Annotated in this window: 15 protein-coding genes; 6 read left to right on the top strand and 9 right to left on the bottom strand. The window is 66.3% G+C overall.

Going from position 1 to position 15,694, the window contains the following annotated elements:
- Positions 1–41 precede the first annotated feature (41 nt).
- Entirely contained in the window at positions 42–1,205 is a 1,164-nt protein-coding gene (glgA, locus tag ACPGXI_RS05045) for a glycogen synthase (protein ID WP_526650449.1), read from the top strand.
- A gap of 51 nt (positions 1,206–1,256) precedes the next feature.
- On the opposite strand, the gene ACPGXI_RS05040 is transcribed toward glgA, so the two are convergent.
- From ACPGXI_RS05040 to log, 7 genes are all read right to left on the bottom strand, one after another.
- Positions 1,257–1,424: a DUF3117 domain-containing protein gene (locus ACPGXI_RS05040; protein ID WP_003885506.1), complete on the bottom strand. Its 168-nt coding sequence runs from the start codon at positions 1,422–1,424 to the stop codon at positions 1,257–1,259.
- A 358-nt stretch (positions 1,425–1,782) separates the two neighbouring features.
- Positions 1,783–2,391, bottom strand: a complete 609-nt coding sequence (locus ACPGXI_RS05035; protein ID WP_526650447.1) for a DNA-3-methyladenine glycosylase I — start codon at positions 2,389–2,391, stop codon at positions 1,783–1,785.
- Positions 2,388–2,756 carry a DivIVA domain-containing protein gene (locus tag ACPGXI_RS05030; RefSeq protein WP_526650445.1) on the bottom strand — a complete coding sequence of 123 codons (369 nt, stop codon included), beginning with the start codon at positions 2,754–2,756 and terminating at the stop codon, positions 2,388–2,390. The genes ACPGXI_RS05035 and ACPGXI_RS05030 overlap by 4 nt, the downstream gene beginning before the upstream one ends.
- Positions 2,757–2,845: 89 nt before the next feature.
- Entirely contained in the window at positions 2,846–3,805 is a 960-nt protein-coding gene (locus ACPGXI_RS05025) for a glucosyl-3-phosphoglycerate synthase (RefSeq protein WP_526650443.1), read from the bottom strand.
- Positions 3,802–4,713, bottom strand: a complete 912-nt coding sequence (gene folP / locus ACPGXI_RS05020; protein WP_526650441.1) for a dihydropteroate synthase — start codon at positions 4,711–4,713, stop codon at positions 3,802–3,804. The genes ACPGXI_RS05025 and folP overlap by 4 nt, the downstream gene beginning before the upstream one ends.
- Before the next feature lie 41 nt (positions 4,714–4,754).
- A complete protein-coding gene (gene fadD6, locus ACPGXI_RS05015) occupies positions 4,755–6,554 on the bottom strand; it encodes a long-chain-acyl-CoA synthetase FadD6 (protein WP_526650439.1) in 1,800 nt (599 codons plus the stop codon).
- A 121-nt stretch (positions 6,555–6,675) separates the two neighbouring features.
- The gene (gene log / locus ACPGXI_RS05010; RefSeq protein ID WP_526650438.1) at positions 6,676–7,236 is read right to left on the bottom strand and encodes a cytokinin riboside 5'-monophosphate phosphoribohydrolase; all 561 of its coding nucleotides are present in this window, start codon (positions 7,234–7,236) and stop codon (positions 6,676–6,678) included.
- Between the two features lie 45 nt (positions 7,237–7,281).
- Here log and ACPGXI_RS05005 point away from each other — a divergent pair, with 45 nt between their 5' ends.
- From ACPGXI_RS05005 to ACPGXI_RS04990, 4 genes are all read left to right on the top strand, one after another.
- Entirely contained in the window at positions 7,282–9,303 is a 2,022-nt protein-coding gene (locus ACPGXI_RS05005) for an AAA family ATPase (RefSeq protein WP_526650567.1), read from the top strand.
- A 118-nt stretch (positions 9,304–9,421) separates the two neighbouring features.
- Entirely contained in the window at positions 9,422–9,778 is a 357-nt protein-coding gene (locus ACPGXI_RS05000) for a type VII secretion target (protein ID WP_526650436.1), read from the top strand.
- 135 nt (positions 9,779–9,913) lie between these two features.
- On the top strand, positions 9,914–11,206 hold the full coding sequence (locus ACPGXI_RS04995; RefSeq protein WP_526650434.1) for a metal-dependent hydrolase family protein: 1,293 nt from the start codon (positions 9,914–9,916) through the stop codon (positions 11,204–11,206).
- 122 nt (positions 11,207–11,328) lie between these two features.
- Positions 11,329–13,161 (top strand): diguanylate cyclase domain-containing protein, encoded by a 1,833-nt coding sequence (locus ACPGXI_RS04990; protein ID WP_526650432.1) that lies wholly within the window; start codon positions 11,329–11,331, stop codon positions 13,159–13,161.
- Between the two features lie 71 nt (positions 13,162–13,232).
- Here the strand turns inward: ACPGXI_RS04990 and ACPGXI_RS04985 are convergent, their stop codons facing one another.
- Both ACPGXI_RS04985 and dapE read right to left on the bottom strand, forming a co-directional pair.
- Positions 13,233–13,355 carry a hypothetical protein gene (locus ACPGXI_RS04985; protein WP_526650430.1) on the bottom strand — a complete coding sequence of 41 codons (123 nt, stop codon included), beginning with the start codon at positions 13,353–13,355 and terminating at the stop codon, positions 13,233–13,235.
- A gap of 22 nt (positions 13,356–13,377) precedes the next feature.
- Positions 13,378–14,445: a succinyl-diaminopimelate desuccinylase gene (gene dapE, locus ACPGXI_RS04980; RefSeq protein WP_526650428.1), complete on the bottom strand. Its 1,068-nt coding sequence runs from the start codon at positions 14,443–14,445 to the stop codon at positions 13,378–13,380.
- On the opposite strand from dapE, the gene dapD reads away from it, so the two are divergent.
- Entirely contained in the window at positions 14,428–15,495 is a 1,068-nt protein-coding gene (gene dapD / locus ACPGXI_RS04975; protein WP_526650426.1) for a 2,3,4,5-tetrahydropyridine-2,6-dicarboxylate N-succinyltransferase, read from the top strand. The genes dapE and dapD overlap by 18 nt on opposite strands.
- Positions 15,496–15,694: the final 199 nt, after the last annotated feature.

Below are 15,694 nucleotides of genomic sequence, written 5' to 3'. Positions count from 1 at the left end.
GATGCAGCGCAACGAGTCGCGAATTTGGATACGGTCACTCCATGCGGGTGGCGATGATGACTCGGGAATACCCACCCGAGATCTACGGCGGGGCAGGCGTTCACGTCACCGAGCTCGTCGCGCAACTGCGGCATCTCTGCGACGTCGACGTGCATTGCATGGGTTCGCCGCGGCCAGGTGTCACAGTCGCCCAACCCGACCCAGCCCTGCAGGGCGCCAACCCGGCGCTGTCGACGCTGTCCGCCGACCTCAACATGGTCAATGCGGCCGCCAAAGCCACGGTCGTGCACTCGCATACCTGGTACACCGGAATGGCCGGGCACCTGGCTGCCCTGCTGTACGACGTGCCACACGTACTCACCGCACATTCACTGGAACCCCTGCGGCCATGGAAGGCCGAGCAACTCGGCGGCGGCTACCGCATTTCTTCGTGGGTGGAGCGGAGTGCGATCGAGGCCGCCGATGCCGTAATCGCCGTCAGCGCCGGAATGCGGAGCGACGTGCTGGGCGCCTACCCGAGATTGGATCCCGACCGTGTGCACGTCGTCAAGAACGGCATCGACACCGATGTGTGGCATCCGGTCCAACCGGTGGCAGGTGATTCCATCCTCGAGGAACTCGGTGTGGACCCCACACGCCCGATTGTCGCCTTCGTCGGCAGGATCACCCGACAGAAGGGCGTCTCCCATCTGGTCGCGGCGGCCCACCATTTCGCTCCCGGCGTCCAACTGGTGCTGTGTGCGGGGGCTCCGGATACCCCTGAGATCGCGGCGGAGGTCACCTCAGCAGTCCAGGAACTGTCCCGGGCGCGCACCGGGGTGTTCTGGGTACGCGAGATGCTTCCAACCCAGAAGATCAGCGAAATTCTCTCTTCGGCAACCACTTTCATCTGCCCATCGGTGTACGAGCCGCTGGGGATCGTGAACCTTGAGGCAATGGCATGCGGGACGGCGGTGGTGGCCTCCGACGTCGGCGGAATCCCCGAAGTGGTCACCGACCAGCAGACAGGCCTACTCGTTCACTACAACCCGAACGACACGGCGTCCTTCGAGCGGGAACTCGCTTACGGGGTCAACGCTCTTGTCGCCGACCCGGGAAGGGCTCGACAGTTCGGAGTGGCGGGACGACAGCGGTGTGTCGAGGAGTTCTCCTGGTCCTCCATCGCTGAACAAACGGCGGAGATCTACCGCAGCGTCTCGGCCTGAGGAGAGTGCAGCCAGCGGTCGCGGTGGCTGCAACCGTGTGTGTCGAAATCGCTAGCTTGTGACGGCCTTGAGTTCGTCGCCCAACGCGGCGGCTTCGTCGGGGGTGAGTTCGACAACGAGTCGGCCACCACCTTCCAGTGGTACCCGCATTACGATGCCTCGCCCCTCCTTCGTTGCTTCCAGTGGACCGTCTCCGGTCCGGGGCTTCATCGCCGCCATCGAGTGCTCCCTCCGCATGGGCGTGCCCGTCTGGGCCCGGTCTGTCGGTACCAGCCGGGTCTGCCCAACTCTGCGAGGAACACAGACAGCACCCGGCCTTGAACTGCTACAGGACTCCATTGTTCCCTATGCGGACCACCGCGTGTGCAAAGACCCGGCTAAGGCTCGGCTAAGGCCCACTCAGGGGGCCGCTCAGGGGCCAGTCAGCAGGCCCCTCGGGGGCCAGTCAGAAGGCCCCTCAGATAGGCCGTGCGGATCGCCGGTCTCGGCGCCACCGCCGGGGCCCGCCGACCCGCGCGGACAGAGTCTCTCTTCCACCGGCCATCTGCTCCTCGCACCTGCTCTGCTCCCCACACCGCTACTCGCAGATGCGCGGAACCCAGCAGTCGGCGACGTGGTCGTCGACCATGCCCGTGGCCTGCATCAACGCATAGGCCGTGGTAGGTCCGACGAATCGAAATCCGCGCGCCTTGAGCTCCTTGGCCATCGCCTTGGATTCCGGACTCATCGCCGCGACCTGAGAGAGGCTGGCAGGCCTGGCCCGGGTGACCCGATCCTGCGGCGCGAACGACCACAGCAGTTCCCCCAGGTCGACGCCACCGTCGGCCAAGTCGGCGACAGTTCGGGCGTTGGCGATCGTGGCGTCGATCTTGGCACGATTGCGCACGATTCCGGCGTCGGCCATCAGTCGCTCGACATCCCCCTCGGAATAGCGTGCGACGCGCTCGACATCGAACCCGTCGAAAGCGCTGCGGAAGTTGTCCCGCTTGCGCAGGACGATCAGCCACGACAGGCCGCTCTGGAAGGCTTCCAGGCTGACCCGCTCGAACAGCGCGGTCGAACCCCGCACCGGGCGACCCCACTCATTGTCGTGGTAGCCGCAGTACAGCTCGAAATCGTCCGGCGACAAACGCGATTGGTCGATCCACCCACATCGAGTCCGCCGATCAGCCGAAGCAGCCGTCACAAGTCGTCCCGCGGGCTGTCGGGCGGCAGCGCATGCTCGCCCTCCGATCCCTCGTGGACGGCGGGTTCCAGCAGTCCGTAGGCGCCGCGTAACACCGCAAGCTCACCACGGAGCAGGTCGAGTTCCTGGCCCAGCCGGTCGAGGACCCAGTCGACCTCACTGGTCTTGTAGCCGCGCAAGGTCTGGGTGAACTTCACCGAATCGACGTCGGCACCGGTCACCCCCGATGCCGGTAACGCGGTCGCCGTGGTGGCCCGCGGCAGCGCGGGCAGCACCTCGCCGCGGCCGAACAGGGCGCTGCCGACGCCGAACAACACCACACCGACCAACACGAGAACCACGAGGTACAGCAGGACTAGAGACACCCTTCGATATTGCCCGACGCGAGCGACAAACCGAAGCCGCGGCACCAGGCGACCCGTGTGGTCAGGTGTCAGCCATCAGGGGCCAGACCTCAGGACGGGCGCAGGGTGATCATCGGCGGGCGGTCCTGGAGCGAAACCGTCGAGATGCGCGGGGTGTAGTCCTCGCCGTCGGCGAAGAACTGCGTGAGTCCGACACCGGAGTCCGCGACACCGCAACGGGACAGCAGGGTGGCGATGACCTGCCTGCTCATCGAGGCGAGCTCGGTCAATGGCCGGTTGCGGTGGGTGCGCACCCCGAGGTTCACCTGGGCAAGGGCGTCGAGACCCAATCGGTCATAGGCGTCGATCAGCAGACCGATCTCGACGCCGTAGCCCGGGGCGAAGGGGACCGCAGTCAGTAGCTCCCGCGTTCCCGCGTACTCTCCGCCGAGAGGCTGGTAGATGCACATCAACTCAGGCCGCAGGGCCCCCAGCAACGGGCGGGCCACCAACTCGGTGACACGGCCGCCTCCGCTGGCGTCCTCGCTGCCGCTGATCTTGAGCGGCCGGCGGTAGAAACCCTTGACCAGGTGAACACCCGCGGTGGTCAGCAGCGGGCCCAACAGCTTCGGCACGAACATCGGATCGGGATCGATCAGGTCAGAGTCGACGAAGACGACGAAGTCGCCCGTTGTGGCGGCCAGCGACCTCCACAACACCTCGCCCTTACCGTTCTGCGGTGCGACTTCGGGCAGCGCGACTTCGCGGCTGACTACGCGGGCCCCGGCAGCGAGCGCGCGGATCTCGGTGTCGTCGGTGGAACCCGAATCGAGCACCACCAGTTCGTCGACCAGACCGCCGAGAAGTGGGGTGATCGTCTCGACGACGCCGGCGACCGTCTCCTCCTCGTTCAGCGCGGGCAGCACCACCGACACCGTGCGACCTGCCTTGGCGGCCTCGAGCTCGGCGACCGTCCAATGCGGACGGCTCCAGCTGTGGTCGGTGAGCCAGCGATGTTCGGCCACACCTTCGGGGGCCAGATCTGTCACCCGATCAGACAACACAGTCATGCCAGTCCCCTTACCGTGCGCGTTGGCGGCCGCGCGCCCTGGATCGACGCGACCATTTCGAGCACGCGTCGGGTGGATCCCACCTCATGCACCCGGAACATCGCAGCTCCGTTCGCGGCGGCCAGCGCGGTAGCCGCCAGGGTGCCTTCCAAACGTTCTTTCAGATCCACACCCAGAGTCTCCCCGACGAAATCCTTGTTGCTGAGTGCCATCAGGACCGGCCATCCAGTTTTTACAAGGTCTTCTACGTGGCGCAATAAACTAAGGCCGTGGTAAGTGTTCTTGCCGAAATCATGCGTTGGATCGACCAAGATGCCGTCCCGTCGCACGCCTAGAGCTACTGCGCGCTCCGCGGCAGCGGTCACCTCGGCGATGACGTCGTCGACCACTCCCCGCTCGGAGACCCCGTAGTTGACCCGAAACGGTCGCGTCCGCGGCACCGCGCCGCCGGTGTGCGAACACACCAACCCGGCACCGAACTCGGCAGCGACGCCCGCAAGGTCTGGATCCGCTCCGCTCCAGGTGTCATTGATCAGGTCCGCCCCGGCGGTGCAGGCCTGTTTCGCCACCTCGGCGCGCCAGGTGTCGACGCTGATCAGCTGGTCGGGAAAGGTGTCCCGGAGCCATTCGACGAAGGGCACGACGCGGGTGACCTCCTCGGCCACATCCACGGTGCTGCCAGGTCCGGCCTTCACGCCGCCCACGTCGATGATGTCTGCGCCCTCGCCGATGACCCGGTGCGCCGCCTTCTTGGCCGAATCGTCGGTGAACGTCGCGCCGCGGTCATAAAAGGAGTCCGGCGTTCGGTTCACGATCGCCATGATCAGCGCACGGTCCCCCGCCACCGGGCGCCCCAGAAACGTCGACTGCACGCCCTCAAGGCTACGGGCCTGCGATTTCGGTGTCATTTGTCACGCTGAGCGTGACCGACGACACCGAAATCCGCGGGCTACTTGGGTTTCTTGCCGGCCGCGACGTCGGCCGGGTACTCGTCGTAGAACGGCACGTAGCCTTCGCTCCTACCCGACAGCACGTAGATCGGGTCCTCGATCTTGGCGTCGTCGTCGTCGCCGCCGCTGCTGGCGCCATAACCCTGTTTGCGCAGGTCGCCCTTCTGGCTCTTGAAGGTCGAGGTGTGTGCCAGCTCTTTGACCAACCGGATGAACAGGGGTATCGCGTAACCCGGCAGCTTGTCGTATACCGACTTGGCCAGCGCCTTACCGTCGAACTCCGCGCCGTCTTTGAGCTGGATGGCCACCATGCCCGCCTTGCCGCCGGTGTGGGGCACCTCAACGCCGAACACAGTGCACTCCTCGACCTGTGGGTCTGTGGAGACGGCTGCCTCGACCTCGGTGGTCGCCACGTTCTCGCCCTTCCAGCGGAAGGTGTCGCCGAGCCGGTCGGTGAAGGCCGCATGCCCATAGCCCTGCGAGCGCATAAGGTCGCCGGTGTTGAACCAGGCGTCGCCCTCCTTGAAGGCGTCACGAACCAACTTCTTCTCCGACTCCTTCTTGTCGGTATAACCGTCGAACGGCTGGAAGTTGCTGATCTTGGACAACAGCAGACCCGGCTCGCCGTTCTTGACCTTGCGGACCCGACCGTCCTTGTCCCGCACCGGCTCGCCGGACTCGTTGTATTCGACGAACGCGACCGGGGTCGGGCAGATGCCGGTGGTCTTGTCTACGTTCAGCACGTTGACGAATGCGGTGTTGCCCTCGCTGGCAGCATAAAATTCGCAGACCCTGTCGATGCCAAATCGATTCGTGAAGTCATCCCAGATGGCTGGGCGCAGACCGTTGCCCACGATGACACGCACGCGGTGCTTGCGGTCGGTGTCCTTGGCCGGCTGGCCGAGCAGGTAGGTACAGACCTCGCCAATGTAGACGAAGGCGGTGGCGTCGTAGCGGATGATGTCGTCCCAGAATCTCGACGCCGAGAACGACTTACCCAGCGCCAGCGTGGCGCCAGAACTCAACACCGACGAGAGCGCCACCGTCAACGCGTTGTTGTGGTAGAGCGGCAGGCAGCAATACAGCGTGTCACGGCTGTTCAGTCGTAGGCCCAGACCGCCGAAGCCGGCGAGCGCCCGCAACCACCGGTAGTGGGTCATGACGCTGGCCTTGGGCATCCCGGTGGTGCCTGAGGTGAAGATGTAGAACGCCTTGTCCTTGGCCAGCACTGCCGAGGTGGTCGACGGGTTCTTCGCGGGCGCGGTCGCCGCCAGCCGGGTGAGCTCGTCGAGGGTCATCAGGCCCTCGGTGTCGGCACCGGACTCGCTGATGGCCTCCACGAACTCGGTGTCGGTGACGACCACCGTGGCCGACAACAGTCCGAGGCTGTGCTTGAGCACTGCGTCACGCTGGTTGTAGTTGAGCATTCCCGAGATCGCGCCGCACTTGACTGCTGCCAGCATGACCAGGATGGCTTCGGGTGAGTTGCGCAGCATGATGCCGACGACATCACCGTGGCCGACGCCGCGGGTGGCCAGCACTGCGGCGTAGCGGTTGACGGTTTCGTTGGCTTCGCCGTAGGTGATCTCGCGGTCCTCGAACTTCAGGAACACCTTGTCGGCATAGCGGGCGGCGCGGTCCTGGAAGACCTTGCCGATGGACGTCTTGGCCGACGGACGGGCGAGGAACCCGGTGGCCACCCCGCGCAGGATCGTCGGCGCATCCATCAGCAAACCCGGCACCTGACCCGCGATGTCGAACCACCCGACGCTGCTGCGAGTTCCGGATTTCTCCGTCATTTCGGCTCTCCCCCCACCTTTCGGGTGTGTGCAATCCCCACCCGCAAGCGATCGTCGGTCATATGACGTCGTTCCTCCGCTGTATCGGCTTGTCGGTCACCCTAGTTGCTGGTGACATCGGTCAATGCGGCGGTGCGCAAGCGGACAGAGCGGCCTCGACGTCGCCGACGACGACGAGCCTCCCCAACGCGTCTTCGGCGACGTAGCCACTGTCGACCAGTTCGCCCAGCCAATCCAGCAAGCCCCGGTAGTGCCCGAACGGGTCGAGCATCACGACCGGCTTGGAGTGCATACCCAGATAACCGGCGGTCCAGGCTTCGAAGAACTCCTCGAGCGTGCCGATCCCACCGGGCAGCGCAATGAATGCGTCGGCGCGGTCTTCCATCACCTGCTTGCGTTCCCGCATCGTGTCGGTGACGACGAGCTCGTCAGCCTCAGTGTCGGCGACCTCTCGATGGACAAGCGCCTTGGGAATAACACCAACGGTGTATCCACCGCCGGCGCGGGCCGCACCGGCCAGGGCACCCATCGCCGAGACATTGCCGCCACCGGAGACCAGCGTCCAGCCCCTGAGGGCAATCGCCTGCCCAATCTGGCGTGCGAGGTCCAATAATTCCGGGTGCCTGGGCCCAGCGGCGCAGTAGACGCAGACAGCCCATTGACGTTCGGGTTCTTGGGACACGCGCTCAAAGGTAGCCATAGTCCCTATTAGGCTTGGCCCGTGCCTGTGCCCCCGCCCGTGCCAGCGCCTGTGCCGGCGCCTGTCAACTGGGTGACCGCAGCCCACGACCCCGCGTTCAACCAGCTCGAACTGGGTGTACGCACACTTTCGGGCGCGGTGCTGATCGGTCCGGCGGGAGTGGGCAAGACAACGCTGGCGCGGGAAGCGGCCGAGCGGCTGGGCCCGGCCTTCCCGAGCGTCGACTGGGTGCGCGCAACGGCGTCAGGAGCGGCGATCCCGTTCGCGGCCTTCGAGCCGCTGCTGGAAGTGCCCGACACCGGCAAGACCGCCGCAGTGCTCCGGTTCGCACGCGAAGCGCTCGGCGACGGTCGGCTGCTGGTCGTCGACGACGCTCACCTACTGGATTCGCTGTCGGCCGCGCTGGTCTATCAACTGGCGGTCAGCGGCAGGGTCCGAATGCTGGTCACCGCCACGGTCGGCAGAGCGGGGGTACCCCCCGAAATTTCAGCGTTGTGGCAGGACGCCCTGGTGACTCGGATCGACCTCGAACCACCGGGCCACGACGACAGCCGGCTGATGACGCAGGTCGACGAGTTCGTCGAGGCACTGCCCGCGGCAGCGCACCGGGTGCTGGAGTTCCTGGCTGTCACCGACCCGTTGCCCAGTGTCGACGCATCGGCGCTGGCCGGCCCCGACGCCGTCGACGAGGCCGCGCGCTGCGGGGCGGTCGTCGCGACCGAGGACGGACTGCGCCCGGCGCATCCGCTGTTCGTCGACGCGGTTCGCTGCGCTCTCGGTGGACCGGACCTGCGGCGGCTCCGTACGGCGCTGGTCGGACGCCTCCAAGCATCCGGCGATGATGGTGTGGTGGGGCGGCTGCGCCTGGCTGTCTTGGCAAGTGGCAGTGACGTTCCCCAGCCGGTGCCCGATGTCTGCGCTGCCGCCCAAGAAGCGCTGCGGCTGGGTGATTTGGAGCTCAGCGAACGGCTCGGGCAGGCCGCGCTCGCGCGGGAACCGGATCTGGACGCCCGCCTCATCGTCGGCTACGCATTGGCCTGGCAAGGTCGCGGACGGGAGGCCGACGCGGTACTGGCGGAGATCGATCCGACAACGCTGACCGAAGACCAACTGATGGCCTGGGCACTGCTCACGGCAGCCAATCAGTTCTGGATGTTGTCACAGCCGGAGCGGGCCACGGCGTTCCTGCGGTCCACGCGCGGCAAGGTGTCCTCCCCCGCGGCGCTGACCACGCTGGACGCGCTGTCAGCAACCTTCGCGATGAACGCCGGGAACCTCAGCCGGGCGAAGGAGATCGCAGACGAGGTCCTGGGATCGTCGAGCGCCGACGACACCGCAATCGGCTGGGCCGCATCGGCTGCCGCGCTGAGTTCGGCGCGGATGGGTCACTTCAATGACGTGGACGCCCTGGCCGAACACGCACTGTCCGCCGGACACCCGGGTTTGCTGCGTTTCACCAGTGGGTTCGGTCAGACGACAGCCTTGGTGATGACGGGCCAACCTGAGCAGGCACTCGCGCTGGCACGGCGGCTCACCGATTTCGCGCAGCGACAGCAACCAGGTCGCTCGATCGGCGAGGTGCTGGTGGCGGACGTGTTGATCTCCCAGGGTGATTTGCACGGTGCCGTCACACTGCTGCGACGCGTTGCGACGACGCTGTCGCCCACCGGCTATTCGTGGGGTCCGTTGGCGTGGATGCTGCTTGCGCAGGCACTGGGCCGACTCGGCGAGCCGGTCGAGGCGGGAAGAGCGCTGGGCCGCGCGGAATCCCGGCACGGGTTGAAATCGATGCTGTTCGCCCCGGAATTGGCGCTTGCCCGAGCGTGGACGATGGCGTCGCGATCCGACACGCACGGCGCCATCGCCGCGGCCCGAGACGCGATCAGGGCCGCCGAACGTGGCGCCCAGAGCGCCATCGCGCTGCGGGCCGCGGCCGACGCAGTTCAACTGGGAGATCCGCGGGGAACCGAGACCTTGGCCCGGCTATCGGGTGAAGTCGACTGTGCATTCGGCCGGTCGGCACTGTCGGCTGCGCGTGGCGGAGCCTGAACTGGCCAGCGAAGCCTGAACTGGCCGACAGAGCGGCGAATACGGTACGAGATGTTGCCGCGCAAGCCCACTGAACTGCGGCGTTAAAATCGATCGAAACACATTGTGGAGGCACTGGATGGCCGAACCGCTCGCAGTCAACACCGATGGCGTGCGCACCCTCGGCGACATCCACACACGGGTGGCCGCCGGGCTGGGACACCTCACTTCCGGCGCACCCGCGTCCGCCGAGGTCGCCATGTCGCACGGGACCATCGCCTCGGGTGTCAATGCCGCGTTGACCGCCGCGCTCGGCTCCCGCTCCGGGTCCATCAATGTCACCCAGCGCAGGGCTGAGACCCTCGCAGAACTCCTCCACCAGGCGGCCCTGGCCTACGAACGCGGTGACCGGCGCGGCACGGAATCCATCGAGACCGCCGCCGAAGCATTAGGGGACAGACTCCGTCGCTCGGCGGGCCCGCTCGGAGGCGAATAACCCCGACGCGTGTGCGCCGGCCCAGTAGCGGGATTTTTCCCGAACAGACGGGTTTTTACCGCTGAGGCGGGATAGTGAGCTGTTGCGGTGTGAGGTGAACACCGACTGCAGCGGATGTGCGCTGCTGCTGCCGAGATGAGGGAGCGCAAACTGACATCTCCATCGCTGGCCATTCGTAGCGTGAATGTGTTCGACAGCGTGGCAGCCCTGATCGCCGGACCGATGGACGTCGCCGTCCGGGACGGGTTGATCACGTCGCTGACCCCAGCGGGCTCAACCGAACTCGCAGCCGAGATCGAGATCAACGGGACCGGCAAGACACTGATGCCGGGGCTGATCGACGCACACTGGCATACGGCGTTCACCGCCATCCCAGCCGACATTGCGCAGCTCAGAGAGCTCGGCTACCTATTTGCCGGTGCCGTAGCCGGCGCCCGGAAAACGCTACTACGCGGATTCACCACGGTCCGCGATCTCGGCGGTCCGGTCTTGGGTATCAAACAGGCCATCGACGAAGGCGCGATTTTGGGACCGCGCATCTACCCCTGCGGCGGCTTCATCTCCCAGACCGGCGGCCACGGCGACTTCCGGCTACTCAACGAGACACCTCGCGGGGTGGCCGGGCAGCTGAGCTACACAGAAACCATCGGTGCCGCAGTCATCGCCGACGGCGAAGCCGAGGTGCTCCGAGGCGCCCGCGAGATGTTGCGCCGTGGTGCATCTCAGATCAAGCTCATGGCTGGTGGCGGCTGTGGCTCAGCTTTTGATCCGATCGACGTCACCCAGTACACCGAAGCAGAAATGCGGGCCGCGGTGCAGGCCGCCGAGAACTGGGGCACCTACGTCACGGTGCACGCCTACACCCCCCGCGCGATCCGGACCGCAGTCGCTGCCGGAGTCCGCTGCATCGAACACGGCCACCTTATCGACGAGGACACGGTGGCACTGCTCGCCGAGAAAGACATCTGGTGGTGCCTACAGCCGTTTCTTGACGACCAGGACACCGCACCGCTGCCCCCGGCGAACCGATCTAAGTTCCTACAGGTGGCTGCCGGCACAGACCTCGCCTACCGCCTCGCAAGAAAACACCAAGTCAAGGTCGCCTTCGGAACCGACAACCTGTTCGACACTGAGCTTGGCAGCCGACACGGTGCCCAACTGGCGAAGCTCACCCGCTGGTACACACCCGCAGAAGCGCTGCAACAGGCCACGGTCCGCAACGCGGAACTTTTGGCGATGTCCGGACCACGCAACCCCTACCCCGGCCGCCTCGGTGTCGTCGCCGAGGGTGCCATCGCCGACCTGATCCTCGTCGACGGCGACCCGCTCGCCGACATTTCGTTGATCACCCGCCCCGGGGAAACCTTCACCGCCATCATCAAAGACGGCCGCCTGGTCAAGACGCAGGAAGCGCGCGAGGGAAGCTGAGCGGGGAGAGACCAGCAGGGCCCTGACACCCACGGCCGACACCCACGACCGAAAAGAGCGTCTCGGAAGCGCCCGTGCTGCTTTGATTGGAACCCGTGCTGCTTTGATTGGAAGTTGATGACGTGCGCGCGAAGCATCGCCGGACGTTGGGGGGATCGATGGAAGGGCTTCGCGTGCACACCACGACGGCGGAACACGCGCCCGCGCGACTGGATACGGCGCTGGTGTGGTGGGGGCGTATCGCGGTAGTCGTGGTGCTCTGCGCAGCAGCGCTGAACTTGGCGGGGTGGGCGGCGGGTGTCGAGCCGTTGACCCGGGGCTTTGCCTCTTGGCCACAGACGACTCCGTGGACTTCGGTGCTGATGGCCGGGTTGGGGATAGCAATCCTGGTGCAGTCAGGGCAGCCCTCACACGCCCGGGTCCGGTTCGGGCGCGCCGTGGCGGTTGTGGCCGGTGTCCTGGCTGTCGTGTTCCTCGCGGAGTACGCCACCGGTAGTTCGTTCGGCCTGGACCAGCTGTGGTTTTCCGATGCGGTGCGCACGTCGCAGGCAACCTGGCCCGGCCGGCCCAGCCCACAGACAGCGTCGTCCGTTCTGCTGCTGGCGGTGCCCGTCGGGTTGATGCGCCTGGAGCGTCGCTGGAGCCGTACGGCCTGGGCGATGGGCCTGGTGGCTGCGGTGGCCCTGCCGTTCGTCGTCACTGCGGGCTACCTGTTCGAGATTCTGTCGCTGGTCGGCGTGACGGGGTCCACCGGGATGGGAATCTCGACGGCCGCAGCCGTGGCGCTACTGATCTTTGCCGCTCTGGCGACCCGACCCGACCGCAATCCGGCCGCCTGGCTGCTGGCCCGACCCGACCGCATGACCCTGGTTCGGCTTGGCGTCATCCTCGCCGGTCTGCCACTCCTGGTGAGCCTGTCCCGACTGGCACTGTTGGCCCTCGGCGTCCACGACGATGCGGCGTGGGTCCTGTCGATATCGGTGAGCACCGTCGTTCTGGGCGTAGCCACGTTCTACTTCAGTCAGCGCGAACAGCGACTGCTGATCGAGAAGGAACAGCTGCGTGCTGAGGCTGAGAAGCGCTATCGCATCCTCGCTGACAACGCCGTCGATATCGTCGTTCACCTGAACCGCGACGCCATCGTTCAGTTGCAGGGCACCGAGGTCATCTGGATCTCGCCGTCAGTGCAGACCGCGTTCGGCGACCCGCCCCAACAGTGGATCGGCTCGGACTTCGGCCGCCGCGTTCACCCCGAGGATCTCGGCACCCTGACAACCACGTTGAACCAGATCGCCCCCGACAAACCCGCGCTGGCACGGTTCCGGGTGCGCAACGCCGGCGGCAATTACCACTGGGTGGACTGCCACGCAAAGGACTACCTGGACGCCGAGGGCAACACCGACGGGGCGATCGCCGCGCTACGCATCGTCGACGATCAGGTCGCGGCACAGCGCCAACTCGAACGGCTGGCCCGCTACGACACCCTCACCGGACTGGTCAACCGCGCCGAGACGATCACCCGACTGCAGGCGGCGCTGACGAACCCCCGGTCCCCCGGACCGCACCTGGGTGTCTTGTTTTGCGACATCGACCATTTCAAGACCGTCAACGACACGTGGGGGCACACCGTCGGCGATGTCGTGCTCGCCACCGTGGCCAGGCGCACCCGCGAGTGTCTACGGGAAGGCGACACCGTGGGGCGGGTAGGCGGTGATGAGATGGTGGTCCTGCTGCCCGGACTGCACAACCTCGACGAAGCCGCCCAGATCGCGGAGAAGATCCGCGCCCACGCGGCCGAACCCATTTACGACGAGGGGAACACCGTCCACGCCACCCTGAGCGTCGGCGCCACCCTCGCCTGCACCGGCGAGTCGGTCACGGCGATCACCGCGCGAGCAGACGAAGCGATGTACCAAGCCAAGCAGGCCGGCCGCAACACTGTGACCCAGATCTGAACAAGTGACAATCGGCCGCGCTGCCCCGCAGTGGAATCGCACTTCGACCCCGACGGGACCGGTGGCTTCGGTCAGCGGCCGGCCTCGAACATCTTCAGAATCTGGCCGCCGCTCGGTGTTTCGTCGGCGAAGGTGAACGTGCCGATCTGATGCAGGGCGAAGAATGCCCGGGCCTTCTCTGGCTGCGATTTCACGTCGGCTCCTTCGACGGCTTGCTCAACCGCTGAGATACCGTCTCAGCACGTCGGAGACGGCGGTGATCTGCTCGACCACGACGTGTTCGTCAGCGCGGTGCGCCAGGTTGGGGTCACCGGGTCCGTAGTTGACGGCAGGAACGCCCAACGCTGCGAACCGAGAGACGTCGGTCCAGCCGTACTTCGCGCGCACCTGCCCGTCTGCAGCGTCGACGAGAGCCAACGCGGCGGGTCGGGTGAGGCCCGGCAACGCACCGGCCGCCGCATCTGTGAGTTCGAAGCCGACATCAAGACCGTCGAAGACCTCGCGCGCGTGCAGGTACGCCTGCTCGATGCTGCGGTCCGGCGCGAATCGAAAATTCACCGTCACCGTCGCCGCATCGGGGATGACGTTGCCGGCAATTCCGCCATCGATGCGTACTGCCGAGAGTCCTTCCCGGTAGACGCAACCGTCGATGTTCACACTGCGGGGACGATACTGCGTGAGCCTGGTCAGCACTTGGCTCAGCTTGTGTATCGCGTTGTCCCCCAACCATGACCGCGCAGAGTGCGCACGGGTTCCGGGCGCGCTGATCACCACGCGCAGGGTGCCCTGACAACCCGCCTCGATGTATCCGCCGGACGGTTCGCCGAGGATCGCCACATCGGCGTCGAGCCACTCCGGCAGTTCACGCTCGATGCGGCTCAGCCCGTTGGCTGAGGCCTCGATCTCCTCGCAGTCGTACATGACCAGGGTGATGTCGTGGGCGGGGTCGGCGATGGTGGCGGCCAGGTGCAGGAACACAGCGTCCCCTGACTTCATGTCCGAGGTTCCGCACCCGTGTAGCACCCCGCCGGTGAGCCGACTGGGCATGTTGTCGGCCGCGGGGACGGTGTCGGTGTGTCCAGCGAGCAGCACCCGCGACGACTTGCCGAGGTTCGTGCGAGCGAGCACAGCGTCACCGTTTCGGACGACCTCGAAGCCAGGGGCTTGCTCTCGCAGTGCCCTCTCGATCTGGTCGGCAATACGCCTCTCGTGCCGCGATTCACTGGGGATGTCCACCAGCGCCGCGGTCAGCGCGACGGGGTCACCATGCAGATCGAGGCCCACGCCAATGACGTTAGTCTTAGCGGCGTGACTTCTGCATCAGGCCTGGGCCTAGCGACGATTGCGGCCGACGGAACGGTACTCGACACCTGGTTCCCGGCTCCGGAACTGGGCGGTGACGGGCCTCCCGGCGGGCAGGAGCGAAGCGACCGGGGACTGGTCTCCGGCGGGCAGGAGCGAAGCGACCGGGGACTGGTACCGAGCACCGTCCGGATGTCGGAGGCTGAGATCCCCGACCACCTCGCAGTGTTGGCCGACCTCATCGGCCGCGACGAGGACCGCGATGTGGAGACCGTCGTGGTGCGCACCGTCATCACCTCCCTTCAGGACAAGGCGGCCGATGCCTATGACGCCTACCTGCGGCTGCACTTGCTGTCCCACCGCCTGGTCGCGCCGCACGGACTCAACACCGAGGGCCTGTTCGGTGTGCTCACCAACGTCGTCTGGACAAACTACGGGCCGTGCGCGATAGACGGCTTCGAGACTGTCCGGGCGCGGCTGCGCCGGCGGGGCCAGGTCACGGTCTACGGAGTGGACAAGTTCCCGCGAATGGTTGACTACGTGGTCCCCTCCGGCGTGCGCATCGCCGACGCGGACCGGGTCCGGTTGGGCGCGCACCTCGCATCGGGCACCACGGTGATGCACGAGGGGTTCGTCAACTTCAATGCCGGCACCCTGGGCGGCTCGATGGTCGAGGGACGAATCTCGGCCGGAGTCGTTGTCGATGACGGCTCCGACATCGGCGGCGGCGCGTCGATCATGGGCACCTTGTCCGGTGGCGGCACCCAGGTCATCTCGATAGGCAAGCGGTGCCTGCTCGGCGCCAACGCCGGACTGGGCATTTCACTTGGCGACGACTGCGTCATCGAGGCGGGGCTCTATGTGACGGCGGGGACAAAGGTGCAGACTGGCGACGGGCAGACCGTCAAGGCCCGGGACCTATCGGGATCCGACAACTTGCTGTTCCGTCGCAACTCGGTGACCGGAGCCGTCGAGGTGGTCAAGCGTGACGGCACCGGCATCACGTTGAACGAGGCGCTGCACGCCAACTGACTCCACCTCGCCCAGCTCACCCCGCCCGCTCTCGCCCCGCCCGCTTTCGCCCCGCGAGCGCGCGTGTCTGCACGGAGACGCGCCGCTGCAGCCGGCATTTCGTGCGCGCTCGTCGAGATCGAACGTCACCCCGCCGCATTGGGCCGCAAGGGTGGGCAGTTCCCCTGTGCGTCGGCCACCAGCTCGAAATGCCAAATCT

Source organism: Mycobacterium sp., from assembly GCF_049608025.1.
Classification (GTDB): Bacteria; Actinomycetota; Actinomycetes; order Mycobacteriales; family Mycobacteriaceae; genus Mycobacterium.
Note: the sequence above shows the minus strand (reverse complement) of the source record. Positions and strands in the feature narration are given on the sequence as shown.

Excerpts from the sequence above, each read along its gene's own strand:
- dapD (WP_526650426.1), top strand. The coding sequence starts at position 14,428 with ATGCAGATCGAGGCCCACGCCAATGACGTTAGTCTTAGCGGCGTGACT.
- ACPGXI_RS04995 (WP_526650434.1), top strand. The coding sequence starts at position 9,914 with ATGAGGGAGCGCAAACTGACATCTCCATCGCTGGCCATTCGTAGCGTG.
- ACPGXI_RS05000 (WP_526650436.1), top strand. The coding sequence starts at position 9,422 with ATGGCCGAACCGCTCGCAGTCAACACCGATGGCGTGCGCACCCTCGGC.
- glgA (WP_526650449.1), top strand. The coding sequence starts at position 42 with ATGCGGGTGGCGATGATGACTCGGGAATACCCACCCGAGATCTACGGC.
- folP (WP_526650441.1), bottom strand. The coding sequence starts at position 4,713 with ATGACACCGAAATCGCAGGCCCGTAGCCTTGAGGGCGTGCAGTCGACG.
- ACPGXI_RS05025 (WP_526650443.1), bottom strand. The coding sequence starts at position 3,805 with ATGACTGTGTTGTCTGATCGGGTGACAGATCTGGCCCCCGAAGGTGTG.
- fadD6 (WP_526650439.1), bottom strand. The coding sequence starts at position 6,554 with ATGACGGAGAAATCCGGAACTCGCAGCAGCGTCGGGTGGTTCGACATC.
- ACPGXI_RS05040 (WP_003885506.1), bottom strand. The coding sequence starts at position 1,424 with ATGGCGGCGATGAAGCCCCGGACCGGAGACGGTCCACTGGAAGCAACG.